The 24,497-nt window shown below is 66.4% G+C and carries 23 protein-coding genes; 7 read left to right on the top strand and 16 right to left on the bottom strand.

Going from position 1 to position 24,497, the window contains the following annotated elements; translation table 11 throughout:
• Positions 1 to 363: 363 nt before the first annotated feature.
• The 5 genes from QGG75_05020 to QGG75_05000 are packed head-to-tail and all read left to right on the top strand — an operon-like array spanning position 364 to position 5,248.
• The gene (locus QGG75_05020; GenBank protein MDP6066603.1) at positions 364 to 924 is read left to right on the top strand and encodes a F0F1 ATP synthase subunit delta; all 561 of its coding nucleotides are present in this window, start codon (positions 364 to 366) and stop codon (positions 922 to 924) included.
• Positions 924 to 2,453 (top strand): F0F1 ATP synthase subunit alpha, encoded by a 1,530-nt coding sequence (gene atpA, locus QGG75_05015; GenBank protein ID MDP6066602.1) that lies wholly within the window; start codon positions 924 to 926, stop codon positions 2,451 to 2,453. The genes QGG75_05020 and atpA overlap by 1 nt, the downstream gene beginning before the upstream one ends.
• A 24-nt stretch (positions 2,454 to 2,477) precedes the next feature.
• Positions 2,478 to 3,377: a F0F1 ATP synthase subunit gamma gene (locus QGG75_05010; GenBank protein ID MDP6066601.1), complete on the top strand. Its 900-nt coding sequence runs from the start codon at positions 2,478 to 2,480 to the stop codon at positions 3,375 to 3,377.
• Positions 3,378 to 3,389: 12 nt separating this feature from the next.
• On the top strand, positions 3,390 to 4,823 hold the full coding sequence (atpD, locus tag QGG75_05005) for a F0F1 ATP synthase subunit beta (GenBank protein MDP6066600.1): 1,434 nt from the start codon (positions 3,390 to 3,392) through the stop codon (positions 4,821 to 4,823).
• A 23-nt stretch (positions 4,824 to 4,846) separates the two neighbouring features.
• Positions 4,847 to 5,248 (top strand): F0F1 ATP synthase subunit epsilon, encoded by a 402-nt coding sequence (locus QGG75_05000; protein MDP6066599.1) that lies wholly within the window; start codon positions 4,847 to 4,849, stop codon positions 5,246 to 5,248.
• Between the two features lie 155 nt (positions 5,249 to 5,403).
• Here QGG75_05000 and QGG75_04995 read toward each other — a convergent pair whose 3' ends face one another.
• Positions 5,404 to 6,981 carry an alkaline phosphatase family protein gene (locus QGG75_04995; GenBank protein MDP6066598.1) on the bottom strand — a complete coding sequence of 526 codons (1,578 nt, stop codon included), beginning with the start codon at positions 6,979 to 6,981 and terminating at the stop codon, positions 5,404 to 5,406.
• A 4-nt stretch (positions 6,982 to 6,985) separates the two neighbouring features.
• Positions 6,986 to 9,817 (bottom strand): tetratricopeptide repeat protein, encoded by a 2,832-nt coding sequence (locus QGG75_04990; GenBank protein ID MDP6066597.1) that lies wholly within the window; start codon positions 9,815 to 9,817, stop codon positions 6,986 to 6,988.
• 91 nt (positions 9,818 to 9,908) lie between these two features.
• Here QGG75_04990 and QGG75_04985 point away from each other — a divergent pair, with 91 nt between their 5' ends.
• Positions 9,909 to 10,280, top strand: a complete 372-nt coding sequence (locus QGG75_04985; GenBank protein ID MDP6066596.1) for a cyclophilin-like fold protein — start codon at positions 9,909 to 9,911, stop codon at positions 10,278 to 10,280.
• Here QGG75_04985 and QGG75_04980 read toward each other — a convergent pair.
• The 14 genes from QGG75_04980 to QGG75_04915 form a co-directional block, all read right to left on the bottom strand.
• Positions 10,277 to 10,762 (bottom strand): RNA pyrophosphohydrolase, encoded by a 486-nt coding sequence (locus QGG75_04980; protein ID MDP6066595.1) that lies wholly within the window; start codon positions 10,760 to 10,762, stop codon positions 10,277 to 10,279. The two genes, QGG75_04985 and QGG75_04980, sit on opposite strands and share 4 nt — an antisense overlap.
• A 2-nt stretch (positions 10,763 to 10,764) precedes the next feature.
• Positions 10,765 to 12,282 (bottom strand): divergent polysaccharide deacetylase family protein, encoded by a 1,518-nt coding sequence (locus QGG75_04975; GenBank protein ID MDP6066594.1) that lies wholly within the window; start codon positions 12,280 to 12,282, stop codon positions 10,765 to 10,767.
• Between the two features lie 42 nt (positions 12,283 to 12,324).
• Positions 12,325 to 13,596 (bottom strand): S41 family peptidase, encoded by a 1,272-nt coding sequence (locus tag QGG75_04970; GenBank protein MDP6066593.1) that lies wholly within the window; start codon positions 13,594 to 13,596, stop codon positions 12,325 to 12,327.
• Entirely contained in the window at positions 13,593 to 14,759 is a 1,167-nt protein-coding gene (locus QGG75_04965; protein MDP6066592.1) for a peptidoglycan DD-metalloendopeptidase family protein, read from the bottom strand. The genes QGG75_04970 and QGG75_04965 overlap by 4 nt, the downstream gene beginning before the upstream one ends.
• A 4-nt stretch (positions 14,760 to 14,763) precedes the next feature.
• Complete coding sequence (gpmI, locus tag QGG75_04960) at positions 14,764 to 16,311, bottom strand: 2,3-bisphosphoglycerate-independent phosphoglycerate mutase (protein ID MDP6066591.1); 1,548 nt, start codon at positions 16,309 to 16,311, stop codon at positions 14,764 to 14,766.
• 255 nt (positions 16,312 to 16,566) lie between these two features.
• Positions 16,567 to 17,025, bottom strand: coding sequence for a 23S rRNA (pseudouridine(1915)-N(3))-methyltransferase RlmH (gene rlmH, locus QGG75_04955; protein MDP6066590.1), 459 nt, complete (start codon positions 17,023 to 17,025; stop codon positions 16,567 to 16,569).
• A 4-nt stretch (positions 17,026 to 17,029) separates the two neighbouring features.
• Positions 17,030 to 17,509 (bottom strand): ribosome silencing factor, encoded by a 480-nt coding sequence (gene rsfS, locus QGG75_04950; GenBank protein MDP6066589.1) that lies wholly within the window; start codon positions 17,507 to 17,509, stop codon positions 17,030 to 17,032.
• Entirely contained in the window at positions 17,440 to 18,018 is a 579-nt protein-coding gene (locus tag QGG75_04945; GenBank protein MDP6066588.1) for a nicotinate-nucleotide adenylyltransferase, read from the bottom strand. The genes rsfS and QGG75_04945 overlap by 70 nt, the downstream gene beginning before the upstream one ends.
• A 39-nt stretch (positions 18,019 to 18,057) precedes the next feature.
• Positions 18,058 to 19,359, bottom strand: coding sequence for a glutamate-5-semialdehyde dehydrogenase (locus tag QGG75_04940; GenBank protein ID MDP6066587.1), 1,302 nt, complete (start codon positions 19,357 to 19,359; stop codon positions 18,058 to 18,060).
• Positions 19,356 to 20,498 (bottom strand): glutamate 5-kinase, encoded by a 1,143-nt coding sequence (gene proB / locus QGG75_04935; GenBank protein ID MDP6066586.1) that lies wholly within the window; start codon positions 20,496 to 20,498, stop codon positions 19,356 to 19,358. The genes QGG75_04940 and proB overlap by 4 nt, the downstream gene beginning before the upstream one ends.
• Positions 20,495 to 21,541: a GTPase ObgE gene (obgE, locus tag QGG75_04930; GenBank protein ID MDP6066585.1), complete on the bottom strand. Its 1,047-nt coding sequence runs from the start codon at positions 21,539 to 21,541 to the stop codon at positions 20,495 to 20,497. Before obgE ends, proB begins: the two co-directional genes overlap by 4 nt.
• A gap of 67 nt (positions 21,542 to 21,608) precedes the next feature.
• Complete coding sequence (gene rpmA, locus QGG75_04925; protein MDP6066584.1) at positions 21,609 to 21,863, bottom strand: 50S ribosomal protein L27; 255 nt, start codon at positions 21,861 to 21,863, stop codon at positions 21,609 to 21,611.
• Positions 21,864 to 21,868: 5 nt separating this feature from the next.
• Positions 21,869 to 22,381 (bottom strand): 50S ribosomal protein L21, encoded by a 513-nt coding sequence (gene rplU / locus QGG75_04920; GenBank protein MDP6066583.1) that lies wholly within the window; start codon positions 22,379 to 22,381, stop codon positions 21,869 to 21,871.
• A gap of 285 nt (positions 22,382 to 22,666) precedes the next feature.
• The gene (locus QGG75_04915) at positions 22,667 to 23,452 is read right to left on the bottom strand and encodes a crotonase/enoyl-CoA hydratase family protein (GenBank protein ID MDP6066582.1); all 786 of its coding nucleotides are present in this window, start codon (positions 23,450 to 23,452) and stop codon (positions 22,667 to 22,669) included.
• Between the two features lie 523 nt (positions 23,453 to 23,975).
• On the opposite strand from QGG75_04915, the gene QGG75_04910 reads away from it, so the two are divergent.
• Positions 23,976 to 24,497: site-specific integrase (locus QGG75_04910; protein MDP6066581.1), on the top strand; the 522-nt coding region annotated here is incomplete at its 3' end.

Genomic DNA, 24,497 nt, shown 5'->3' with positions numbered 1-24,497 from the left:
TGCGCGGGCGCGCCGCAGTAGCGGCGGGTTGCGGTCGCTCCCGTTGCACCAAGACCAAGCAGCAATGAAACACACTGTGGCGGCGGCGCTAAGCCGCCTCCCCTTGGGGGGCGGAGGCCAAGGGCGCGGATGCGCCCGCCCGGTGAGGGTCAACAAAAAGCCGCCTGTGGCGGCGCCCGCCCGGTGAGGGTCTACAAAAAACCGCCTGTGGCGGCGCGAGATGCTTGGTTGCAACGCAGCATGGGGTGTGCTAGGTAACCCGAGCGTTGGCGGCGGGCTCTCAATTGTGAGTCTCGTCGCTTCTTTTGCGCAATGTTTTCAATAGCTTAACCAGATCCTCCGAACCCCCACAGGGCCATCTGCGTGGTTGCTGGAACCGCCATAATTTCTGGACTTGCCGGCCGCTATGCCGCCGCTCTTTTCGAGTTGGCAGCGGCCGAGGGCGCCCTTGACGAGGTTGCCGCCGATCTCGACGACATCGCCGCGCTGATTGCCGAGAGCGCCGACCTCGAGCGCCTGGTGCGCAGCCCGGTGCTCAGCCGCGAAGATCAGGGCCGGGCCCTGGCGGCGGTGCTGGAAAGGGCCGGGACGGGAGATTTGTGCAAGCGTTTCGTCGGTTTGGTGGCCCGCAACCGCCGGCTCTTCGCGCTGGCCGACATGGTGCGGGCTTTCCGCATCCTGCTGGCCGAGCATCGCGGCGAGATCACGGCCCAGGTGGTATCGGCACGTCCCCTCGGCGAGGGCCAGATGGCGACGGTCAAGGCCAGCCTGGCCGAGCTCGTGGGCCAGGACGTCAGCGTGGAGGCTAGCGTTGACGAGGATCTGATCGCCGGCCTGGTGGTCAAGGTCGGCTCGCGCATGATCGACTCATCGCTCAGGACCAAGCTCCGCAATCTCGAGTTCGCCATGAAAGGGGTGGGATGATGGACATCCGCGCCGCAGAGATATCATCGATCCTCAAGACCGAAATCGCCAACTTCGGCACCGAAGCCGAGGTTTCCGAGGTCGGCCAGGTGCTGTCGGTGGGCGACGGCATCGCCCGCGTCTACGGTCTCGACCAGGTCCAGGCCGGCGAGATGGTCGAATTTCCCGGCGGCATCCGCGGCATGGCGCTCAATCTCGAGACCGATAACGTCGGCGTCGTCATCTTCGGCGACGACCGCACCATCCGCGAGGGTGACACCGTCAAGCGCACCCGCGCCATCGTCGATGCCCCGGTGGGCAAGGCGCTGCTGGGCCGGGTGGTCGACGCGCTGGGCGATCCCATCGACGGCAAGGGCCCGCTCGAGGGTGTCGAGCGCCAGCGCGTCGAAGTCAAGGCGCCGGGCATCATTCCGCGCCAGTCGGTGCACGAGCCGGTGCAGACCGGCCTCAAGGCGCTGGACAGTCTGGTGCCGGTGGGCCGCGGCCAGCGTGAGTTGATCATCGGCGACCGCCAGACCGGCAAGACGGCGGTGGCCATCGACACCATCATCAACCAGAAGGGAATCAACGCCAGCGGCGACGAGTCGAAGAAGCTCTATTGCGTTTACGTCGCCATCGGCCAGAAGCGCTCGACCGTGGCCCAGGTGGTCAAGACGCTGGAGGACGCCGGGGCCATGGAATACACCACCGTGGTGGCGGCCACCGCTTCCGAGCCCGCGCCGCTGCAGTTCCTGGCGCCCTACACCGGCTGCACCATCGGCGAATACTTCCGTGACAACGGCATGCATGCCCTGATCATCTACGACGATCTTTCCAAGCAGGCCACGGCCTACCGCCAGATGTCGCTGCTGCTCAGGCGCCCGCCCGGGCGCGAGGCCTTTCCCGGCGACGTCTTCTACCTGCATTCCAGATTGCTCGAACGCGCGGCCAAGCTGAACGCCGATTTCGGCAGCGGATCCCTGACCGCGCTGCCGGTCATCGAGACCCAGGCCAACGACGTTTCGGCCTACATTCCGACCAATGTGATTTCCATCACCGACGGCCAGATCTTCCTCGAGACCGAGCTCTTCTATCAGGGCATCCGGCCGGCCATCAACGTCGGCCTCAGCGTCAGCCGGGTGGGCTCGGCGGCCCAGGTCAAGGCCATGAAGCAGGTCGCCGGCTCGATCAAGCTGGAGCTCGCCCAGTATCGCGAGATGGCCGCCTTCGCCCAGTTCGGCTCGGATCTCGATCAGGCCACGCAACGCCTGCTAAACCGCGGCGCCCGTCTGACCGAGCTCTTGAAGCAGGGGCAATACCAGCCCATGCCGGTGGAAGAGCAGGTGCTGGCCGTCTTCGCCGGCGTCAACGGCTACCTCGACGGCATCGAGGTCGGGCAAATCGGCCAGTTCGAGGAATCCTTCCTCGGCGAGATGCGCAGCCTGCATGCCGAAGTGGTGGCCGAGATCCGCGACAGCCAAGAGATCTCGGAGGCCACCGAGGCCAAGCTCAAGTCCATTCTCGACGATTTCTCGGCGAAGTTCGCTTAAGAACAGGTGCGGTAGGGCGTCGCCATGGCCAGCCTCAAGGAACTGCGCAACCGCATCGCCAGCGTGCGCTCGACCCAGAAGATCACCAAGGCCATGCAGATGGTGGCGGCCTCGAAACTGCGCCGCGCCCAGAGCCAGGCCGAGGCCGGCCGGCCCTATGCCGATCGCATGGCCGGGCTGATGTCCTCGCTGGTCAGCGGTCTGGTGGCACCCGACGATGCCCCCAAGCTGCTGGTGGGCAGCGGCAGCGACGACGTCCACTTGATCGTCGTGACCAGTTCCGAGCGCGGCCTCTGCGGCGGCTTCAATACCAACATCGTGCGGGCCGCGCGGCTGCAGATCAACGAACTCATGGAGGCCGGCAAGACGGTCAAGATCCTCTGCGTCGGCAAGAAGGGCCGCGACATGCTGAAGCGCGAGCATGGTGAGCTGATCGTCGATACCATCGATCTCTCGGGCCTGCGCCAGATCGGCTTCGACGACGCGGCGCCGATCGCCCGCCGCCTGGTGGAGATGTTCGAGGCCGGCGAATTCGACACCTGCACGCTTTATTACAGCCGGTTCGTAACGGTCATGACCCAGGTGGTGACGCCGCTGCAATTGGTGCCCTGGGGGGTGCCCGAGGCCGGCGAGGACGAGAAAGCCGAAGACCCGAGCGGCCGTGCCCCGGCGCTGACCGAGTTCGAGCCCGACGAGGCCGACATCCTGGCCGAGCTTTTGCCCAGCAACCTGGCCATCCAGGTTTACCATTCGCTGCTGGAGAACGCCGCCAGCGAGCAGGGCGCCCGCATGACGGCGATGGACAGCGCCACGCGCAACGCCGGCGACATGATCGACCGGCTGACGCTTAACTACAACCGCACCCGGCAGGCTCAGATCACCAAGGAACTGATCGAGATCATTTCGGGTGCCGAGGCCCTTTAGATGGAGAGTTCGATGAGCCAGCAGAGCAACGTTGTCGGCAAGGTAACCCAGGTTATCGGTGCCGTTGTCGACGTCCAATTCGACGAGGGAAATCTGCCGCCCATCCTCAACGCCTTGCACACCGAAAATGACGGCCAACGCCTGGTGCTGGAGGTGGCGCAGCACCTGGGCGAATCGACGGTGCGCACCATCGCCATGGATTCCACCGAAGGCCTGGTGCGGGGCCTCGAGGTCAGCGATTCCGGCGGCCCCATCACGGTGCCCGTGGGCCCCGAGACGCTGGGCCGCATGATCAACGTGGTCGGCGAGCCGATCGACGAGCGCGGCCCCATCGGCCACACCCAGGAGCTGCCCATCCACCGCCCGGCGCCCGAATTCGTCAATCAGTCGACCGAGACCGAGATCCTGATCACCGGCATCAAGGTGGTCGATTTGCTGGCACCCTACGCCAAGGGTGGCAAGGTCGGCCTCTTTGGCGGCGCCGGCGTGGGCAAGACCGTCATCATCATGGAGCTGATCAACAACATCGCCAAGGGGCACGGCGGCTATTCCGTCTTCGCCGGCGTCGGCGAGCGCACCCGCGAGGGCAACGACCTCTACCACGAGATGATCGAATCGGGCGTCATCAAGCTCGACGAGGAAGGCTCGAAGTGCGCCCTGGTCTACGGCCAGATGAACGAGCCGCCCGGCGCCCGCGCCCGGGTCGGCCTCTCGGGCCTGACCGTGGCGGAATACTTCCGCGACGAGGAAGGCCAGGACGTGCTGCTGTTCATCGACAACATCTTCCGTTTCACCCAGGCCGGTTCCGAGGTCTCGGCGCTGTTGGGCCGCATCCCCTCGGCGGTGGGCTACCAGCCCACGCTGGGCACCGACATGGGCACGCTGCAGGAACGCATCACGTCCACCGACAAGGGCTCGATCACCTCGGTGCAGGCCATCTACGTGCCGGCCGACGATTTGACCGATCCGGCTCCCGCGGCCTCGTTCGCCCATCTCGACGCCACCACGGTGCTGAGCCGCCAGATCGCCGAGCTCGGCATCTACCCGGCCGTCGATCCCCTGGACAGTACCTCGCGCATCCTCGATCCCCGCATCGTCGGCGAGCAGCATTACGAGATCGCCCGCGAGGTGCAACGCGTGCTGCAGACCTACAAATCGCTGCAGGACATCATCGCCATCCTGGGCATGGACGAGCTCTCGGAAGACGACAAGTTGACCGTGGCCCGGGCGCGCAAGATCCAGCGCTTCCTCAGCCAGCCCTTCCACGTCGCCGAGGTCTTCACCGGCACGGCCGGCGTGCTGGTTTCCATCGAGGAGACCATCCGCGGCTTCAAGGAGATCATCGAGGGCCAGCACGACGACCTGCCCGAGGCCGCCTTCTACATGGTTGGCGGTATCGACGAGGTCATCGAGAAGGCCAAACAGATGGCGGCCGAGGCCGCCTAGGGAAGCGGGCAGGGGGCGCGAAAATGGCGGAAAAGATCAGCTTCGAGCTGGTGGCGCCCGAGCAACTGCTGGTCTCGGCCGATTTCGACATGGTCGTGGTGCCGGGCAGCGAAGGCGATTTCGGTGTTTTGGTTGGCCACCAGCCCCTGGTTTCGTCGCTCAGGCCGGGCGTCGTCGAGATGCACGACGAGGGCGCTGACATCGAGCGCTATTTCGTCGCCGGTGGCTTCGCCGAGGTCCACCCCGAAAGCTGCACGGTGTTGGCCGAAGAGGCGATAGCGGTGGCCGAGATGGACCGGGCCGACCTGGAGCAGCGCATCAAGAACGCCGAGGAAGACCTGGAAGACGCGGAAGGTGACGAGGCCAAACACAAGGCCAACCAGAAACTCTCACTCCTTCGTGAAATGCTGAAGGCGGTTTCGTAGGGCTGCCTGGACAACAAAAAAACACCCCCTCCCTATCCCTCCCCCATCAAAGGGGGAGGGAAAAAATCAATAATAACAGTAAGTTGCTCCCTCCCCCCTTGTGGGGGAGGGTTGGGGTGGGGGGGTGTTTTTTTTGTGTTTCGCCTGCCGCCGACCTACCAAATCCCGATATAGATGCCGCGCTTTTCGTGACTCGCGGTGCGCTCTTCGATGCTGGCGTCGTCGAGGGTGGTGCGCAGCTTGCGGCTGGCCAACCATTCGAACAGGCGATCGCGCATTTCGGAGCGCACGGCGGCGCGGGCCGGATCGTGGCCCAAGTCGACGAATTCGTCCGGATCGTTTTCGAGGTCGTATAGCTGCGGCCCGTAGCCCTGCCAGTGGACGTACTTCCAGCGTTCGTCGCGCACCATGAAGCCGCGGCATTCGTCGACCTCGCGCCCCAGCGTCAGGCGGGCGCCACGGAAGGCGTAGTCGAGTTCGCAGAAGACGGCCTCGCGCCAAGGCGATGTCGCGCCGCCCCGCAACAGCGGCACGAGCGAGCGGCCCTCGAGCAAGTGCGACGGCGCTTCAACACCCAGCGCCTCCAGGAACGTGGGCACCAGATCGATCGATTCGACCAGGCGTTGCTCGCGCACGCCCCGCCGGCTTGCCGGCGCCTCCGGGTCGGAGATGATCAGCGGGATGCGGATCGAGGGCTCATAGAAGAGCTCCTTTTCGCCAAGCCAATGATCGCCCAGGTAATCGCCGTGGTCGGAGGTGAAGACGATCAGCGTGTCGTCGAGGCGGCCTTGTGCCTCCAGTGCCGCCATCAGCCGGCCGATATGGTCGTCGAGCTGCTTGACCAGGCCCATGTAGGTCGGCTTGACGGTAGCGATGACCTCGTCGCGGGCGAAGCTTTGGCATTCGGGGTGGCCGAAGTAGGCGGCCGTGACCGGATGGGGATGGTCGCGCTCGGACTGGTTGCGCAGCACCGGGGTGCAGTCTTCGGGGCCGAACATGTCGTGGTAGGGCGCCGGTGCCAGGTAGGGCCAGTGGGGCTTGATGTAGCTCAGGTGCAGAAGCCAGGGTGCCTCGCCCTGGTCGCTGATGAACTGGATGGCCTGGTCGGTCGAGTAGGCGGTCTCCGAATGGCGCTCGGCGACCCGGGCCGCGAGGCCGGCGTGGCGCATCCGCCAGCCCGAACAGAGCTCGCCATCAGGGCCTTCCGCGGCGCAGACGTAATCGCTCCAGGGATCGTCGCAGTCGTAGCCCTGGGCCTTGAGGTAGGCCTGGTAGGCGGCCTGGGGCGGTGGTGCCGCGTGGCCTTCGTGGCGGTTGACGGGCTCGAAGCCGCCCTGGCGCAACAACAGTGCGCGTTCGGATTCGGCCTCGATGCCGAAACGCTCCAGCGCCGCTTCGTCGCCGATGACGTGGGTCTTGCCCACCAGGGCCGTGCGTATTCCGGCAGGCCGCAGATAGTCCCCCAGCGTCTTCTCGCGGGCCGACAGCGGCACGCCGTTCCAGGTAGCGCCGTGGCTGTACATGTAGCGCCCGGTATAGAAGGACATGCGCGAGGGGCCGCAGACGCCCGATTGCACATAGGCGCGCTCGAAATTAACGCCCCTGGCCGCCAGGGCGTCGATGTGCGGCGTTTGCAGGCTGGGGTGGCCCAGGCACGAGAGATGATCGGCGCGCAACTGGTCGCACATGATGAACAGGATGTTGCGGGTTTTGGTGGGGTTCGATCCCGACATGCCGCTAGCGCCAGTGCAGCCGAACCGGGATCCAGCCTTTGGCCAGGGTTTCAGCCACCATGATCTGTTTCGGCGTCATGCTCTCGGCGAGTTTGCTTTTGCGCTCGCCCGACAATGTCGTGCGCTGGCTGCGATCCTCGATGAGGTACCACATGAAGGCCAGCACCGGGTCCTTGGGGCCGCCGCGGCCGCGGGCCAGCATGCCGGCCAGATTGGCCTGGCCGCCGCCCTGATCGGCCTCGGCGGCTTCGCGGTACCAGTTGCGGGCCGCTACCGGGTCGGGCGCCGCACCGCGGCCGCGATCGAGCAGGTTGCCCAGCATGACCTGGGCCAGGGCGTGATCGCCCTCGGCCGCTTTGTTCAGCCACTCGCTGGCCAGGGCGACGTTGCGGGCACCGCCCTGGCCGCCGAGCAGCATGCTTCCGAGCATGTACTGGGCCTCCAGGTGGCCGGCCTCGGCGGCCTTGGCGTATTGCCCCAGCGCGGCGCCGTAATCCTGGGCCTGATAGGCGAAGGCGCCGGCCGCGGCGGCACGCTCGGCATCGCCCAGGCGTTCGGCCAGCAGCTTTTCGGCCGCCTCGATCTCGCTATCCGACATGTGTCTCTCGGCCAGTTTGACGCGGAAGTCGGCATAGCCGCTGATCGTTGCCGCGGCTTTGGTCAGCCAAACGTAGCCCTCGACGACGTCCTTCTTTACCCCTTTGCTGCCCTGCATCAGTTGCTGGCCGAGCAGCACCTGGGCCTCGCCGTGGCCCTTCTCGGCGGCGCTCCTGGTCCAGGCGGCCCGATCCTTGGCCGGGCAGCGGATGTCGGCCGACAGGCACAGCGAAATGGCGGCGAAAGTGGCGTCGACATGGCCCTGGCCGGCGGCCTGGCGGTACCAATGCAGGGCCCCTTTGAGGTCCCGTTTGCGGCCTGCCCCGCGCTGGTAGATCTGGCCCAAGGTGAACTGGGCCTGGGCGTTGCCCTCCTCGGCCAGCGGCAGCGAGGCCCGGAAAGCCAGCTCGCCGCGCTGGGCCAGGGCCTGGTACTGTTCGGGAATGCGGCTGGCCTCGGCGGCCGCGGCCTTGACCCTGGTCTCGAGCGGCGAGCCCGGCGGCAAGGGCAACCAGTCGCCGGCCAGCTTTTCCGCCAGGGCTATTTGCTGCGGCCGCATCTTGGCCGCCAGGGCTTTGACCTGGGTGCCGCGCCCCAGCCCGCCGCGGCCTTCGATGGCCAACCACATGTAGGCCAGCACCGGGTCGGCAGCAAATCCCTCGCCCTCGAGCAACATGTCGGCGAGTTCGGCCTGGGCCGGGCGCAAGCCGGCCTCCGCCGCCTTGAGCAGCCACTGGCGGCCGGCGGCATGCTGGTCGCCAAGCTCCCGCAGGCGTTTCTTTTTGGCCGCCGCCTTTTCCTTTTTCTCGCCGCTATACTTGCTGCGGGCCTGGCGCAGCGTCTTGCCCATCTCGAACTGGGCCAGCGTATGTCCGGCCTGGGCCGCCTTGGAGGTCCACTCGGCGGCTTGCTTGGCGTTCCTTTTGGCGCCGCGGCCCTTGGCGTAGAGGCGGCTCAGTTGGTGTTGCGCGGGCAGGTGGCCGGCCTCGGCGGCGGCCTTGAAGTGTTTCAGGGCCGTCTTGTATTTTTTCTTGGCCAGCGCGGCCCCGGCCTTTGCCGCCTGCTGTTCCGGTTCGCTGAGCTGGACCAGCAGCAGGGCCTCGGCGGCCACCACTTCCTTCGTCTTCATGTGCTTGCCGGCCAGCTTGGCCCTTTGGGCCGCGAAGCGGGGATCCTGGGCCAGTGCCCGGCTGAGCCAGAGATAACCCGTGATGACGTCCTGGCCGGCGCCACGGCGCCCCAACATGAGGGATTCGCCAATCAGCGCCTGGGCCCAGGGGTGGCCCAGCTTGGCGGCCCGGCGCACCGCCCCGAGAGTGCGCTTCTGCTGGCACTCGAGGGCGCCGTGAAGACACAGCCGGGCGGCGGCAAAGGCAGCCTTGGCGTGGCCCTGCTTGGCGGCGCGGCCGTACCACCGCAAGGCGGCCACGGCGTCGCCGGGTCGTCCGGCGCCGAGCTCGAGGATCAGCCCCTGGGTGTATTGGGCATCGGCCTCACCCTTTTCCGCCGCCAGCAGCGAACTTTCGTAAGCCACCTCGGCACGCCGGTTGAACATGGCGTACTTGGGCAAGAGCAGGGCGGCGGCCAGGCTTGTGCTCTCGTCCCTTGCCGTTTTGCCGTCATCCCCGTCCGGTTTGGCCTGGCCGGCGCCGGGCCGGGTGCGGGCCATGATCTCCACGGCCAGCGCCTCGCCCCGCCCCAGATCGCCGAGCGTCATCTCCGAGACCGCCAGCTTGATATTGGCCTGGACTTCGGCCAGATCGGGACCGCTTAGGCCCTTTTCCGCGGCCGACAGCCAGGCATGGCCGCTGACGTAGTCGCGCTTGAGGCCGAGGCCGTTGATGTAGAGCCGGCCCAACGCCGCCTGGGCCTTGTGGTGGCCCTGTTTGGCGGCCCGGCGGTACCACTTGGCGGCATCGCTGAATTCCTGCGGCACACCGTGGCCGGCCTCGAAAAGCGCCGCCAGCGCTGTTTGCGCCCGGGCATCGCCCTTTTTGGCCGCCTTGATCAGCCATTGATAGGCCTGTGAATGGTTGCGGGGCACGCCGGCGCCACGCAGGTACATTCTCGCCAGCAGGTGCTGGGCCCGGGCGTCGCCCTTCTTGGCCACCGGCAGCAGCGCCTTGCGCGCGGCCTCGAAGTCGGCCGCTTCATAGGCGGCCAGGGCGTCATAGATGTCGGCCCGGGCCGGCAGGGCCAGGGCGAGCATCAGGGTTGCCGCCAGAACGATACTTTTCATCGCGCCATTCATCGCTTTCCGGGGGTAATCTATCGGCCTTCGAGCGACATTGCCAATGTCGGGAATCACATAATTTTTCGGGAGAGAGGTGGTGCGAAGTATCAAAATATGCGTGGGAGAGGTGGAAATACGGGCGAATCTCCTGGAGACCCCGACCGCCGACGCCATTTGGCAGGCCCTGCCAATAGATTCCAGCGCCCAAACCTGGGGCGAGGAGGTTTATTTCTCGACCCCCGTCTCGCTCAGCCGCGAGGCCGATGCCCGCGACGTGGTGGAGGCGGGCGAGTTGGCCTTTTGGGTCGAGGGCGACGCCATCGCCATCGGCTTCGGTCCGACCCCGATCTCGCGCGGTGACGAGATCCGCTTGGCGGCGCCGACCAACATCTGGGCCCGAGCCGATGACGACGTGCGGGTTTTGGCCGCCGCCCAGGCCGGCGACAAGGTGCGGGTGGAGGCGATTTAGCCTTTCACCAAGGTGTCGATCAACGGCTTGAACTCCGCCAGTACGGCCTGGTAGATGGGGCGCTTGAAGGGCACGATCATTTGCGTCAATTGGGCCGGATCGAGCCAGCGCCAACTGGCGAACTCGCCCTCTTCGCCGCCCAGCTCGAAGTCGCTGTCGGCACCCTGAAAGAGCAGCAAAAACCATTTCTGGGTCTGGCCGCGAAAGGCGCCGCCCCAGACCTTGCCGATCAGCGGCTGGGGCAGGTCGTAGCTGTGCCACTGCCGGCTCTCGGCCAGGATTTCGGCGTGCTCGGCGCCGGTCTCTTCCCTGAGCTCACGCCGGGCCGCATCAGCCGGGCTCTCGCCCGGGTCGATGCCGCCCTGGGGCATCTGCCAGGCCGGCGTGGTCATGTGGCGGCGCTGGCCGACAAAGACCAGGCCGCGGCGGTTGACCAGCATGATGCCGACGCAGGGGCGGTAGGGAAGCTCCGCCGCCGGCATCTTCAGTTGATTGCCTGCTGGCCCGACAATGCCGCCAAGGGTGCCATCACGATGCCCTTCTTGTGCAAATCCTTGTGCCAGCTGGCGATGCGTTCCAGCGTTACGGGATAGGGAAAGCCGATGCCCACGGCGGCACCGGTGGTCAGCGCGATACGCTCCAATTCCAGCAGCCGGGCATCGATGGCCAGGCGCGAGGCGACGGAATCCAGGAAGCGGTTGTTGACGGCTCGCGGCATGTCGATCTCGGCCGCCAGCTTCGCCGCTACGCTCTTTTGGCTGGCCCGGCTGTCGAGGTACAGCAGGCCTCGCTCCTTGAGTGATTGCAGCACCGGCCGCATGTGTGCCTCGGCGGCCGTGAATTTGCCGCCCATGGTGTTGGTGACGCCGATATAGCCGGTGAAGCGGCTCAGCAGCCACTCCAGCCGGCCCAGGTTTTCCTCGGCGCTGGCTGTGGTCAGCAAGGTGTGGGGGCCGGGGTCGTTGCGCGGATAGTCGAAGGGCTCCATGGGCAATTCCAGCACCACCTCGTGGCCGGCGGCGCGGGCCTTGGCGATCCAATCCTCCAGTTCCCGGGCATAGGGCGCGAAGGCCAGGGTGACGGTGCCGGGCAGCCCCTGGATGGCCGCAGCCGTGGCCGTTCGGCTGAGGCCCAGGCCGACGATGACGATGGCGATGCGCGGCGTCTCGGGGGCCGGTGGGGTGTAGGGGCGGGCGTAAACCTGCCAGGCCTGGCGGCCGTCCGGTGCGATCACCGGCAACGGCCCCTCGAGGCTTTCGCTGATCAGCGCCGGGTCGGTGGCCGCCAGGGCCAGGGGTTTTTCTTCGGGCGGCGGTGGCGGCAGGGGGCTGGCGCTGGGTACGTCGCTGGTGTTCGATCGGGCGAGGGCGGCGGCGGCCGCTTTCTCGGCGGCAGCGGCTTCGGCCTCCGCGTTGTCCCGGGCCGACCGCGGTTTTTCCCCGCTTGCCGCCGGCGGCCGCCTGGCCGCGGCCTGGTTTTCGCCCCCTGTTTCGCCCCCTGTTCCGTCCCCTGTGGCTTCCCGTCTGGGCTGCACGGCCGGGGGCGGCGGCCGCCGCGGCGCCGGCGGCATCTGGCTTTCGACCACATCGAGGCGGATCGATTCCTGGTAGCTCGCCTCGTCGAAGGAGAACCAGAGCCAGCCGATCAGGGCGCCCACGAGGGTGAGCAGGGAAAAGGAAACGATGGCCAGGGGGTTAAGCCAGATCGGCCGGCCACCGTCGTCATCGTCATCGTCATAATCGTCGCCATCGTCGTCGTCGAAGGCGCTGAGGTCGAAGTCGCCGAAGTCGTCATCATCGTCGTCGCCATCGTCTTCGCCGCTACCGCCGCCACCGCCCTCGTCACTGTCGTCGTCGAGATCGGCGAAATCGTCGTCGCGGTCCTCGCCGCTACCATCGTCGCCGTCGCCGCCGCCGTCGTCTTCGTCGGGATCGTTATCGAGCGCCGACTCGTCGTCGTCCGCGTCGAATTCGTCAGGCTCGCTACGAGGTTGTTTTGCCACGGTTCGTTGCCGGCGGGCGCCGCACCGCTTGGCGCCCTGATCCTAGTTTGTGAATCTTTTGCCGTAGAGGTTGAGGCCGCGCAACAGATCCAGCGCCCGAACCAATTGGTAATCGGTGACCGCCTTCTTTTTGGCGGCGTCCTTTGCCGCCGGCTTCTTGCCCTCGCCGTTTTCGTTTTTCAGGGCGTTGGGCAAACTGGCCTCGCTGCGCCGGGGTTGGGCCTTGATGGGTTCGACCTTGGATTGCGGCACGTTGATGTCGGGGGTGATGCCGGTGCCCTGGATGGAGCGGCCGGCCGGCGTATAGTAGCGCGACGTCGTCAGCCTCATGGCACCCCGGCCCTTGAGCGGGATGATGGTCTGCACCGAGCCCTTACCGAAGGACTTGGTGCCCATGATGATGCCGCGGTTGTGGTCCTGCAGCGCGCCGGCCACGATTTCCGAGGCCGAGGCCGAACCGCCGTTGATCATCACCACCACCGGTTTGCCCTCGGCCAGGTCGCCGCCGCGCGAGGTGTAGCGCTGCACCTGGTCGGCATGACGGCCCCGCGTCGACACCACCTCGCCCTTTTCGAGGAAGGCGCTGGAGACGTTGATGGCCTGTTCCAAAAGGCCGCCCGGGTTGTTGCGCAGATCCAGCACGACGCCCGAGAAATCCTTGCCGATCTCGGCGCGCAGCTTCTTCAAGCCGCTGCGCAGGCCGGTTTTGGTCTGCTCGGTGAACGAGGTGATGCGGATGTAGGCGACGTTGCCCTCGCGGCGCATACGCACCGAGCGGATCTTGATGATGGCCCGGGTGATGGAGATGTCGAAGGGCGCATCGTGGCCGCCGCGCGAGATCGACAGCGTGATCGAGGTATTGACGGGGCCGCGCATCTTCTCGACCGCCTGGGCCAGAGTCAGGCCCATGACCTGGTCGCCGTCGATGTGGGTGACCAGGTCGCCGGCCTTGATGCCGGCCCGGAAGGCCGGGGTGTCGTCGATCGGCGAGACCACCTTGACGAGGCCGTTCTCCATCGTCACCTCGATGCCCAAGCCACCGAACTCGCCGCGCGTCTGCACCTGCATGTCGCGGTAGTTCTTGGCGTTGAGAAAACTCGAATGGGGATCGAGGAAGGACAGCATGCCGTTGATGGCGGCTTCGATGAGCTGTTCGTCGCTGACCTCCTCGACGTAGTCGGCGCGCACGCGCTCGAAGACGTCGCCAAAGAGGTTGAGCTGGCGATAGGTTTCCGAACTGGCTCCCTGGACGCTGGCCGGCCCGGCCAACAGGGCGACGCCGGTGACACAAGCGATGGCGATTTTGCGTATCATCCGCTGGCTTTCCTCTCGCTGGCCGCCAACCAGGGAAGCGGATTTATGGGCTCCCCGTTGCGACGCAACTCTACGTAAAGATTTGGCTTCCCGCCGTCCCCTCGCCCCATGCGGCCGACCGGTTCCCCAGCCAACAGCCACTGTCCGACGGCACTGTCGATGCGGGACATCCCCGCAATCAGGGTATGATATCCCTCGCCGTGAGATAGGATCAAGAGTTGGCCATAGGAGCGGAAGGGCCCCGAATAAACCACCTTACCGTCATGGGGCGCAACCACCTGGGCATAGGGCAGCGTCTCGAGGGTAATGCCCTTGACCGTGCCGACCGCTCCTTTTTCGCCGAAAAACCCCACCAGACGGCCGCGGGCGGGCAGCGGCAGGCGGCCTTCGACCTGGGAAAAGCGCAGTGCCGGAAAGGGCGTGGCGCCGCTGCCTTGCTTTCGTTCCTCGGCCTCCAGCCGGTGCACCAGAGCCCTCAGGTCCTGGGCTCGCGACGCCATGTCGGCCAAACGGCGGCTTTCCCGCCGGGTCTCGATGACGGTGCGCTGGTGGCGTTTGGCCACCCTTTGCAACAACCGGTCCAGCGCCCGGCGTTCCTTGCCCAGGCCTCCGGTGGCGTGGCTCAGCCGAGCCCGCTTGCCGGCCATTTCGCGGCGCAGCCGCCGCAACGCCTCGAGCTCGGAGCGCAAAGCGCCAGCACGGCTTTCGATCTCGGGGATCAAGGTGGCCAGGACCAGGGAAAGGCGCACCGTGTCGTTGGGTGCCGCGGGGCTGGCGATCAGGGCTTCGGCGGGCCGCCGGCGCAGCCGTACCAGCGCCCCCAGCATCTCGCCCAGCGCCTTGCGGCGCGACGCGAGGTCGGCCATCTTGGCTCTTTCCTCGGCCTTCAGGACGCCCAGCCGCCGTTCCAGCGAGCTGATGATGGCTTCCTGGCGTTGCACCGCGGCGGCGGCACCGACCAGTCCCCGTTTCATGGAGCGCAAATCGCGGCCCAGCCGGGAGGCTTCCTTTTCCAGATTCTGCTTGCGATGCCGCCCGGCATCGATTTCCCGCTCGATACGCTCCAGGCGCTGGCTGGTGGTCTGGGAAAGCGTCTGGGCGGCGGCCAAGGGCGGCAGCAGCAGAAGCAGCAGCAGCAGCGAGCAAAGGCCGGCGCGGCACATGGTTCTATCCCGCCCGCGCGCTACGCAGCAGCGAGCTGCCCGTCATTTCAGCCGGCTGGGCCAGGCCCATCAGGGCCAGCACGGTCGGTGCCAGGTCGGCCAGGCAGCCGTCATGCAGACCGGCCACAGCGGCCGGCGGGTTGACCAGGATGGCGGCCACCGGGCCCGAGGTGTGGGCGGTAAAGGGCTGCTCACTATTGCCCATCTTCTCCGCGTTGCCGTGATCGGCGGAGATCAACAGCCGGCCGCCGGCCCGGCTAATGGCCTCGACCAGCCGGCCCAGGCAGGCGTCGAGGCACTCGGCGGCAGCCATGGCGGCGGCGAGGTTTCCGGTGTGGCCGACCATGTCGCCGTTGGCGTAGTTGGCGACGATGAGGTCGAAGTCGCCGCCTTCGATCGCCGCCACCAGGTTTTCCGTCAGCGCCGGGGCCGACATCTCGGGCTGCAGGTCGTAGGTGGCCACCTTGGGTGAAGGCTCGAGCAGGCGTTCCTCGCCGGCATAGGCCGCCTCGCGGCCGCCGTTGAGGAAAAAGGTGACGTGGGCGTATTTCTCGGTCTCGGCGATGCGCAGCTGCCTGAGGCCGGCCTCGGCCACCACCTGGCCCAGGGTGTTGCCGATCGTCAGCGGCGCCATGATGGTGGCCAGGTAGGGCTCCAGGTCGGCGGCGTATTCGCTCATGCCGGCGGCGGCGGCTAGGGAGACGGTGGCGGGCCGGGCAAAGCCGGCGAAATCGGGATCAACCAGCGCCGCCATGATCTGGCGCATGCGGTCGGCCCGGAAGTTGGCCGCCAGGACGCCGTCGCCGTCGCGCATGCCGCTAAAGCCACCCAGCGGCCTGGGCGTCACGAATTCATCGCTCTGGCCCGCGGCATAAGCGGCGGCGATGGCGGCGGCGGCGTCGGCCGCCGGCTCGCCATCACCGTTCAGCAGCAGGGCATGGGCCTTTTCCAGGCGCTGCCAGCGCTGGTCGCGGTCCATGGTGTAGTAGCGGCCGCAGAGGCTGGCCAGGGCCACCCCGGGAAGCCCGGCGACGGCGTCGGTGAACTCGGCCAAATAACCGGCCGCACTTCGCGGCGGCGTGTCGCGGCCATCGAGGAAGGCATGCACCGCGACAGCCACGCCGGCCCGGCTCAGCAGCCCGGCCAGGGCCACCATGTGGTCCTGGTGCGAATGCACGCCACCCGGCGACAACAGGCCGCACAGGTGGCAGCGCCCGCCCGAGGCCTCGAGCGCCGCGATGAACTCCCCGAGCGTCCGATTGGCGGCCAGCGAGCCGTCGGCGATGGCACCATCGATGCGCGGCAGATCCTGCAACACGACGCGGCCGGCGCCGATGTTCATGTGGCCGACCTCGGAATTGCCCATCTGGCCCTGGGGCAGGCCGACGGCGCGGCCCGAGGTCTCGAGCAGGCCGTGCGGGCAAGCGGCCAACAGACGGTCCCAGACCGGCGTGGCGGCCAGGGCGATGGCGTTGTCGGCGGCCGGCGGCCGCTGGCCCCAGCCGTCGAGAATGCACAGCACGACGGGGCGGGATTGCTGGTGGGCGCTCATGGTTGGCGTAGAACTATAGTATTCAATGGCTTAGCGGCAAGGGGCTCGGGCATGGCAAGGAAGCGCGCTCGCCGCTAGGCAGACCGGAAGTATTGCTTTCGGTCTGCCCAGCGGCGAGAGATTATTCTTCGAGAGGCTGTGGTGCGTTGGTCGCCGGGAGGGCTGGAAAAAAGGCGAAACCAAGCACCCCCACCCCTACCCTTCCCCCTCAAGGGGGAGGGAAAAAAACAAACCCATGGCGAAGCGAGATTCCCCTCATTCCCGGTGGTAGGGGTGTCCGGCCAGAATGGCCGAGGCGCGGTAGAGCTGTTCCGCCAGCAGGGCCCGGACCAGCAGGTGGGGCCAGGTCATGGGGCCCAGCGACAGCACCAGTTCGGCCCGCCCGATCAGCGCCTGGTCGAGGCCGTCGGCGCCGCCGATGACGAAGCCGAGATGGCGCACCCCGGAATCGCGCCAATTTCCCAGCGCCTTGGCGAAGGCGGTGCTGGAAAGCTGTCGGCCGCCACCGTCCAGCGCCACCAAGGTGGCGCCCGGGGGCAGCGCCGCCAGCAGCTTCTCGGCTTCGCGCTCGATGCGCTTGGCGCTCGGCAGGGGTTTACGTTCCTCGACCTCACGCAGCTCCAGCGGCCAGGGCAGGCGCCCGGCATAGTCGTCATAAAGCTGGCGCGCGGCATCGCGGCGGCTGCGTCCGACGGCGGCGATGACCAAGCGCAAGTGATTACCCGGCGATGAGTTCCGGCATTTCCACCGACCACATCTTTTCCAGATTGTAGAAGTCGCGGACCTCGGGCCGGAAGAGGTGGACGATGACATCGCCGACATCGATCAGCACCCAGTCCCCCTGGGTCTGGCCCTCGATGCCGAGCGGTCTGTGGCCGGCCTGCTTGAGCTCGTGGATGAGGTGCTGGGCCATGGCGCTGACGTGACGCTGCGAGCGACCACTGGCCACCACCATGTGGTCGGCAATGCTGGTCTTGCCTTGCAGGTCGATGACGACGACGTCGATCCCCTTGTCGTCGTCCAGCGAAGCCTCGACCAGCGCCAGCGGCGCGGTCGGTGGCGGCGGAGATTTCTGGCGTTTGGCTATGGTCGTAAGCTCCTTTTTCGCGCGGGGTTGCGCGGCGCACGTCAGATGGGGGGTTCGGTCTCGCCGGCAGCCCTCAGCGCGGTCGCCGAGAGGCCGGAATGGGCGGCCCATAAAAAGATCCAGGCCGGGGGTTCGAGTTGTGGCAGCGCGTGGCCCTCGCTCATGGCGATGCGAAATCGGGCATAGCGCTTTGCCGCGCAGCCCGCCAGTGCCTGGTGAGAATACGAGGGCCGATCGAAAACCGCAACGGGGACGCGTTCAAAGAAACCCGTCCAGTGCCGCCAGGTGGGCAACTGGATGAAGTTGTCGGCGCCCATGATCCAGACGAAGCGACAGCGCCGGTGGCGGGCCTGCAAGCGCCTGATGGTATCGACGCTGTAGCGCGTGCCCAGCCCTGCCTCGATATCGCTGACCCGGATGCGGGGATGCCGGGCCAAGGCCCTGGCGCCGGCCAGGCGTGCGGCAAAGGGTGCCATGCCGGTGGCGGGCTTGAGCGGGTTCTGCGGCGACACCAGCCACCAGACGGCATCCAGCCCCAGCCTCTTGAGCGCCAGTTCGCTGATGCGCCGGTGCCCGGCGTGGGCCGGATTGAACGAGCCCCCCAACAGCCCAACAGCCAAGCCCTGGCCAGCGAGTGGCGTTTTTTTTCGCACCAAGCCTCAGGGCCGGATTTGGCCGCTGCCGCGGACGAGGTATTTGAAGGTCGTCAGTTGCTCGACGCCCACGGGTCCGCGGGCGTGCAGGCGCCCGGTCGAGATGCCGATCTCGGCCCCCATGCCGAACTCGCCGCCGTCGGCGTACTGGGTCGAGGCGTTGTGCATGACGATGGCGCTGTCGACGCGGGAGAGGAAGCGTTCCGCCGCCCGGGCGTCCTCGGCAACGATGCTCTCGGTGTGGTGCGAGCCATGGCGGGCGATGTGGGCCACCGCCTCGTCGACGCCCGACACCACCTTCACGGCGATGATGGCATCGAGGAATTCGGTATCCCAGTCGCTCTCCTCGGCAGCAACGATGCGGCCGTCGGCGGCCCGGGCCTCGGCGTCGCCGCGCACCTGGCAGCCGGCCTGGGCCAAATCGTCGACGATGGTGCCCAGGTGGCTGGCCGCCACGGCCCGGTCGATCAAGAGCGTCTCGGCGGCGCCGCAGACACCGGTGCGGCGCATCTTGGCGTTGAGCACGATCCGGCGTGCCATCTCGAGCTCGGCCGAGGCGTGGACGTAGACGTGGCAGTTGCCATCGAGGTGGGCGATCACCGGGATGCGGGTCTCGGCCATCACGCGTTCGATCAGCGAACGGCCGCCCCGGGGCACGATGATGTCGATCAGCTGATGCGCCCGCAGCATGGCGCCGACGGCGGCGCGGTCGCGGGTGGGCACAAGCTGGATGGCGCCGGCCGGCAGTTCGGCTTCGGCCAGCCCGGCCTGCAGGCTGGCGAAGATGGCGCGGCTGGAATGGAAGCTCTCGGAGCCGCCGCGCAGGATGCAGGCGTTGCCGGCCTTGAGCGCCAGGGCGCCGGCGTCGGCGGTGACGTTGGGCCGCGATTCGTAGATGATGCCGATGACGCCTAGCGGCACGGCCACGCGGGATATGTCGAGTCCGTTGGGGCGTTGCCACTGGGCTATCACGGCGCCCACCGGATCATCGAGCCCGGCGATGTCCTCCAGTCCCCCGGCGATGCCCTCGAGGCGTTCCCCGTCGAGCGCCAGGCGGTCGAGCCTGGCGACGTCGAGGCCGCCTTCGCGGCCCTTTTCCATGTCCAGGCCGTTGGCTGCCAAGATCTCGTCCCGCGAGGCGCGCAGATGCGCTGCGCTGGATTCGAGCGCCCGGTTTTTCTGTTCCGTGGGAGCGTTGGCGAGTTCGGCCCCGGCTGCCCGTGCGGCCCGGCCCAGTTTGGCGATCAAAGCCTCGGGATCGAGAGAATCCTGGTCGCCGGTAACCCTGGTGTCTTCGGCAAGGCTCATGATTTCTCCTCCCGCCCGGCGCTGCGGTGTAGCGCCAGATCGTCCCTGTGGATCATTTCGTCGCGGCCACGGTAGCCCAGCAGATTTTCGATTTCACGGCTTTTGTGGCCCATGATGAGGCGCGCGTGTTCCGCCGAATAGGCGCTCAGGCCCCGGCCCAACTCGAAGCCTTCGGGGTCCTTGACGAGCACCGCGTCGCCACGTTCGAAGCTGCCCTCGACGGCCACAACACCGGCCGGCAAGAGGCTCTTGCCCGATTTCAGCGCACGCGCCGCGCCGGCGTCCAGCACCAGCGTTCCGGCCGGGCTCAGGCTGCCGCCGATCCACTGCTTGCGCGCCGTGGCGGGATTGGCCTGGGGCACGAACCAGCTGCAGGCGGCGCCCTTTTCGAGGGCTGCCAGGGGGTGCAGCACCGTGCCGTCGCTGATCGCCATGTGGCAGCCGGCGGCCAGGGCGATGCGCGCCGCGTCGAGTTTCGTCATCATGCCGCCCGAGCCCATGAGCCCGGCCTGGCTGCCGGCCATGGCCTCGATCTCGGGCGTGATTTCGCGGATCTCGGGGAGCAGCCGGGCGCCGGCCTGGCGCTTGGGGTCGGCCGAGTGGAATCCCTCGATGTCGGAGAGCAGCAACAGGCAGTCGGCGCTGATCATCTGGGCCACGCGGCCGGCCAGGCGATCGTTGTCGCCGAAGCGGATCTCGTCGGTGGCCACGGTGTCGTTCTCGTTGATCACCGGTATGGCGTCCAGCCGCAAGAGGCTCGAAAGCGTGTTGCGGGCGTTGAGGTAGCGACGGCGGTTTTCGGTGTCGGCGCGGGTCACCAGCACCTGGGCGCAGTTTATGCCGTGGTGGCCCAGCGTCTCCTGGAAGGCGTGGGCCAGGCGGATCTGGCCGGCCGCCGCCGCGGCCTGGCTGATTTCCAGCTTCAGCGTGCCCTCGCCCAGGCCGAGTTGGCGTCGGCCCAGGGCAATGGCGCCGGAGGAAACGATGGCGATCTCCTGGCCCCGTGCCCGGCAGCGCGCGATATCCTCGGCCAGGGCCTCGAGCCAGGCGCGGCGCAGCGTGCCGCTTTCCTCGTGGACCAGCAGGGCCGAGCCGATCTTGACGACGATGCGCCGGGCCTGGCTGAAGCGCGTGCTCATGGTTGCCAGCCTGCCGCCGCCGCCGCCTCCGCCGCCGCGGGTTGCTGCTGCTGGCGCTGTTCGCCGACGCGGTGCAGCAGCTCCTTGAGCATGTCATCGAGGCCCTGGCCGGAGACCCCGGAAAGCGGCGCCACAGGTGCTGCGCAGGCGGCTGCCAGGGCCGCCGATTTGTCGGCCGCCGCCTCGCTGGTCAGGGCATCGCATTTGTTCAGCGCCACGTATTCGGGCAACTCGGCCAGGCCGTGGCCATAGGACTCGATCTCGTGGCGCACCAGGCGCCAGGCCTGGGCCACGTCTTCGGCGGTGCCGTCGACCAGATGCAATATCGCGCCGCAACGCTCGACGTGGCCAAGGAAGCGATCCCCCAGTCCGGCACCCTCATGCGCCCCTTCGATGAGGCCGGGAATGTCGGCCATGACGAATTCCTCGCCACCCACGTAGGCCACGCCCAACTGGGGATAAAGCGTCGTGAAGGGATAGTCGGCGATCTTCGGCCGGGCCCCGGTGACGGCCGCCAGCAAGGTCGACTTGCCGGCGTTGGGCAGGCCCACGAGACCGACGTCGGCAAGCAACTTGAGCCTGAGCCAGAGCCAGTGCTCCTGGCCCTCTTCGCCGGTATCGGCACGCTCGGGCGCCTGGTTGGTGGAACTCTTGAAATGCGCGTTGCCGTGACCGCCGTGGCCGCCCCGGGCCAGCACCACGCGGTCGCCCACCGCCGCCAGGTCGGCCAGCAGCGTGACGTTGTCCTCGGCGAAGATCTGGGTGCCGGCGGGCAGCTTGATGCGGACGTCGCGGCCCGACCTGCCGGTGCGGTCGCGGCCCTGGCCATGGCCCCCTTTGGGCGCCTTGAGGTGCTGGCGGTAGCGAAAATCGATCAGCGTGTTGAGGCCCGATACGGCCTCGCAAACGATGTCGCCGCCGCGGCCGCCGTTGCCGCCGTCGGGACCGCCGTACTCGACGTATTTCTCGCGGCGAAAGCTGACGCAGCCGGCCCCGCCGTCGCCGCTGCGTACGTAGATCTTGGCCTGGTCGAGAAATTTCATCGTTCTGCCGCAACAAAAAAGGGGAATGGCTTGCCATTCCCCTGGTGCGTGGAATGGCGCCGGTCCGCTACCCCGTCGGCTCCACCGAGACGAAGGTGCGGTCGCCCGACTTGGCGAAGGCGACGCGGCCCTCGACCTTGGCGAAGATGGTGTGGTCCCTGCCCAGGCCGACGTTCTGGCCGGGATGCCAGCGCGTGCCGCGCTGGCGGATGATGATGTTGCCCGGGATCACCGCCTCGCCGCCATACTTCTTGATGCCGAGCCGCCGGCCGATGGAGTCGCGGCCGTTGCGTGATGAGCCGCCCGCTTTTTTGTGTGCCATGCCTGCTACTCCTTGGCGGCGGCCTTCGCCGCTTTCTTTTTCGCTGGCGCCTTGGCCTTTTCCTCTTTGGCCGTGTCTGCCTTGTCGGCCGTTTCGGCCTTTGCCGCTTTTTTCTTGGCCTTGGGCGCCGCGGGCGCCGTTTCCTCGGCCGCGTCGGTTTTCGCGGCGGGCTTGGCCGCCGTCTTGGCCGCCGTCTTCTTGGTGCCCGGCGGGCTGATGGCGTCGATGCGCAGCACGGTGAGGTCCTGACGATGGCCCTTGCGGCGGCGGTAGTTCTTGCGCCGCTTCTTCTTGAAAACGATGATCTTGTCGCCGCGCGTCTGCTCCAGCACGGTGGCCGAGACGGTGGCCCCTTCGACCACAGGCGTGCCGATGGTGGTGTCGCTGCCATCGCCAAGCATCAGCACGTCGTCGAGCGTCACCTCGCCGCCTTCTTCGGCGGCCAGCTTCTCGACCTTGATGACATCGTCCTTGGCGACCCGAAGTTGCTTGCCGCCCGTCCTGATGACCGCGTACATGGAACCCACCTGGCTTGAAAACGCGAAAACCCCGCGTCTAGTCCTGGTCCGCGGGGACGGCGGGACTATAGCCGGGATGGCGCGGCTGTCAACGTATTTCGCCGACCCGCGAGAGGCTTGCGGGCGGCTGCCGCCCGCGGAAAAAAGCAATGTGCTGATTTCGCAGCCCCGCCTGGCGCCGTGGCGGTTATGGCTTGAGAGATCGCAAGTGCCAATCTGTTTGGACTATTCCGCGCCGTATCCGAAATGGCCGCTGGCGGTCCCTGAACGGGACTTCCAAGGTGTTTAGGTTACCTCGAAATCGCCGTGCCGGCCGGCACCAATAGCAAAGCGGCTGGCGCCGGCGTTGGCTTCACTTTGCTTGGCCTCTTGGGCCAGCTCCTTTTCGTGGGCCAAGGCGGCGTAGAGGTCCAAGTCCTGCTGTTCATAGACCGATCGGCGGTCCCCTTTCATGGCAAGGGGCGGAAACTTGGCGACTGCGTGGGCCAGTTCAAGCGCCGCTTCCAGGGTCTCGCCTTTCGCCGCCATGCGGGTGGCAAGACCCCACTCGATCGCCTCTTGCCCCCTAACCGCTCGCCCGGTGATCATCATATCAAGGGCCCGGCTCATGCCGATCAATCGCGGCAGGCGCACGGTGGTGCCATCGCTCATCGGCACACCGAAGCGGCGGCAGAACACGCCGAACACGCTGTCTTCATCGATGATGCGGATGTCGCACCATAAGGCGATTCCCAGACCGCCGGCGACCGCATGTCCTTCGATCGCGGCGATGACCGGCTTGGCAAGCGTCGGGTTGGTCGGCCCTTCGGCATCGCCGGCCCAGGCCAGGTAGACGCCCACCTCGCGCTTTGACAACGCTTTCAGATCCGCACCGGCGCAGAACGCGCCGCCGGCGCCGGTCAGCACGGCGACCTGTTGTTCAGGGTCGGCCGCGAATTCCCGAAAAGCCAGGCCCAGTGCCAGGGCCGATTCATCGTCCAGGGCGTTACGGACTTCGGCCCTGTTCATGGTGACGATGGTGACCGGGCCGTCGATTTCCGCGGTGATCTTGCCGTTGGCGTATTCTTTCATCCGACATTTCCCAGATACCCTTCCCTTCGCAGCCGATCTTAGACATCCTCCACCGCCGATACACGGGTATTGCGGACAAATACTGAATTTTGCCTTCGTTTCCTTCGCCTGAACTTTGACGGTGTCGGCAGGAATCCAAGACCCGGAACCTGCTCCCTGACCCCTGCCCGCTTTGTGTTTGACGGGGGCCAAGCGACCGCCGCTTTGGGATCACGCCCCGTGTGACCGCGGCCGCCGGCTCGGCTTGCGAGTCCCTTGCGAGCCGGCGACCTTTGCCGTACATATCGCCTGCCCGATCGCGACCCAGACGGAGGGGTGCCGGAGTGGTCGAACGGGGCGGTCTCGAAAACCGCACATTACTGCGTAAGTATCTGTTTTTACACCATTATTTTAAAAACTTGACCTACCAACAACCTACCAACTAATATTCGGTATGGTTAAACATTCTTCACCCCGGTCTAGACACACTCCTACTGAAATCCGCCAAATTCGGGGATTTCCCACAAGCCTTAAATTGTTCCGTATGCCAGCATCAAAATACTGGTATGTGAGAATGTATATACCGGGTGGTCCTTCCTCTGGTGTAAAAAAATCAACACGATGCGAGCGAATACCGGATGCGGAGGAATTTGCTATTAATTGCTATGAGGAACGACTTTTAGAGAAAAGGGAATATAGGGAGTTAGGTGCTAACACCTTTGCCGCATACGCAGAAAAATTCCAAGAGCAACAAAAACGACTGATACGAAGAGGTGAGTTAGACGCTGGTATGCTCTACCAAGATGATTTGAAATTAGAAAACGATTTGCTCCCCTACCTTGGGAAAAAACACATCAAGCAAATTGACTACAATACGATTAACGAATTTATTGATGAGCTACACAACGAACGGAACCTCGCACAATCCACTCTCAAAAAATATGTGATACTTGTTCGCAAGGTGCTGAAGGAAGCAGAGAAGGGTGGTGTAATTGATTACATCCCTACCCTGCCAGTAGTTAAAAGAGTAGATAATCCGCGACCTTGGTTCAAACCAGACGAATAC

The sequence above is a fragment of the Alphaproteobacteria bacterium genome, assembly GCA_030740435.1.
Classification (GTDB): Bacteria; Pseudomonadota; Alphaproteobacteria; order UBA2966; family UBA2966.
The sequence above is the reverse complement of the archived record's forward strand: the minus strand, read 5'-3'. Positions and strand labels throughout refer to the sequence as shown.

Bases quoted from the DNA above. Each gene is read 5' to 3' on its own strand.
- atpA (MDP6066602.1), top strand. From the start codon at position 924: ATGGACATCCGCGCCGCAGAGATATCATCGATCCTCAAGACCGAAATC.
- QGG75_04995 (MDP6066598.1), bottom strand. From the start codon at position 6,981: ATGTCGGGATCGAACCCCACCAAAACCCGCAACATCCTGTTCATCATG.
- QGG75_04965 (MDP6066592.1), bottom strand. From the start codon at position 14,759: ATGTGCCGCGCCGGCCTTTGCTCGCTGCTGCTGCTGCTTCTGCTGCTG.
- QGG75_04990 (MDP6066597.1), bottom strand. From the start codon at position 9,817: ATGAAAAGTATCGTTCTGGCGGCAACCCTGATGCTCGCCCTGGCCCTG.
- QGG75_05010 (MDP6066601.1), top strand. From the start codon at position 2,478: ATGGCCAGCCTCAAGGAACTGCGCAACCGCATCGCCAGCGTGCGCTCG.
- gpmI (MDP6066591.1), bottom strand. From the start codon at position 16,311: ATGAGCGCCCACCAGCAATCCCGCCCCGTCGTGCTGTGCATTCTCGAC.
- QGG75_05000 (MDP6066599.1), top strand. From the start codon at position 4,847: ATGGCGGAAAAGATCAGCTTCGAGCTGGTGGCGCCCGAGCAACTGCTG.
- rpmA (MDP6066584.1), bottom strand. From the start codon at position 21,863: ATGGCACACAAAAAAGCGGGCGGCTCATCACGCAACGGCCGCGACTCC.
- rplU (MDP6066583.1), bottom strand. From the start codon at position 22,381: ATGTACGCGGTCATCAGGACGGGCGGCAAGCAACTTCGGGTCGCCAAG.
- atpD (MDP6066600.1), top strand. From the start codon at position 3,390: ATGAGCCAGCAGAGCAACGTTGTCGGCAAGGTAACCCAGGTTATCGGT.
- proB (MDP6066586.1), bottom strand. From the start codon at position 20,498: ATGAGCACGCGCTTCAGCCAGGCCCGGCGCATCGTCGTCAAGATCGGC.
- QGG75_04915 (MDP6066582.1), bottom strand. From the start codon at position 23,452: ATGAAAGAATACGCCAACGGCAAGATCACCGCGGAAATCGACGGCCCG.
- QGG75_04940 (MDP6066587.1), bottom strand. From the start codon at position 19,359: ATGAGCCTTGCCGAAGACACCAGGGTTACCGGCGACCAGGATTCTCTC.
- QGG75_04980 (MDP6066595.1), bottom strand. From the start codon at position 10,762: ATGCCGGCGGCGGAGCTTCCCTACCGCCCCTGCGTCGGCATCATGCTG.
- QGG75_04970 (MDP6066593.1), bottom strand. From the start codon at position 13,596: ATGATACGCAAAATCGCCATCGCTTGTGTCACCGGCGTCGCCCTGTTG.
- rsfS (MDP6066589.1), bottom strand. From the start codon at position 17,509: ATGGGCCGCCCATTCCGGCCTCTCGGCGACCGCGCTGAGGGCTGCCGG.
- obgE (MDP6066585.1), bottom strand. From the start codon at position 21,541: ATGAAATTTCTCGACCAGGCCAAGATCTACGTACGCAGCGGCGACGGC.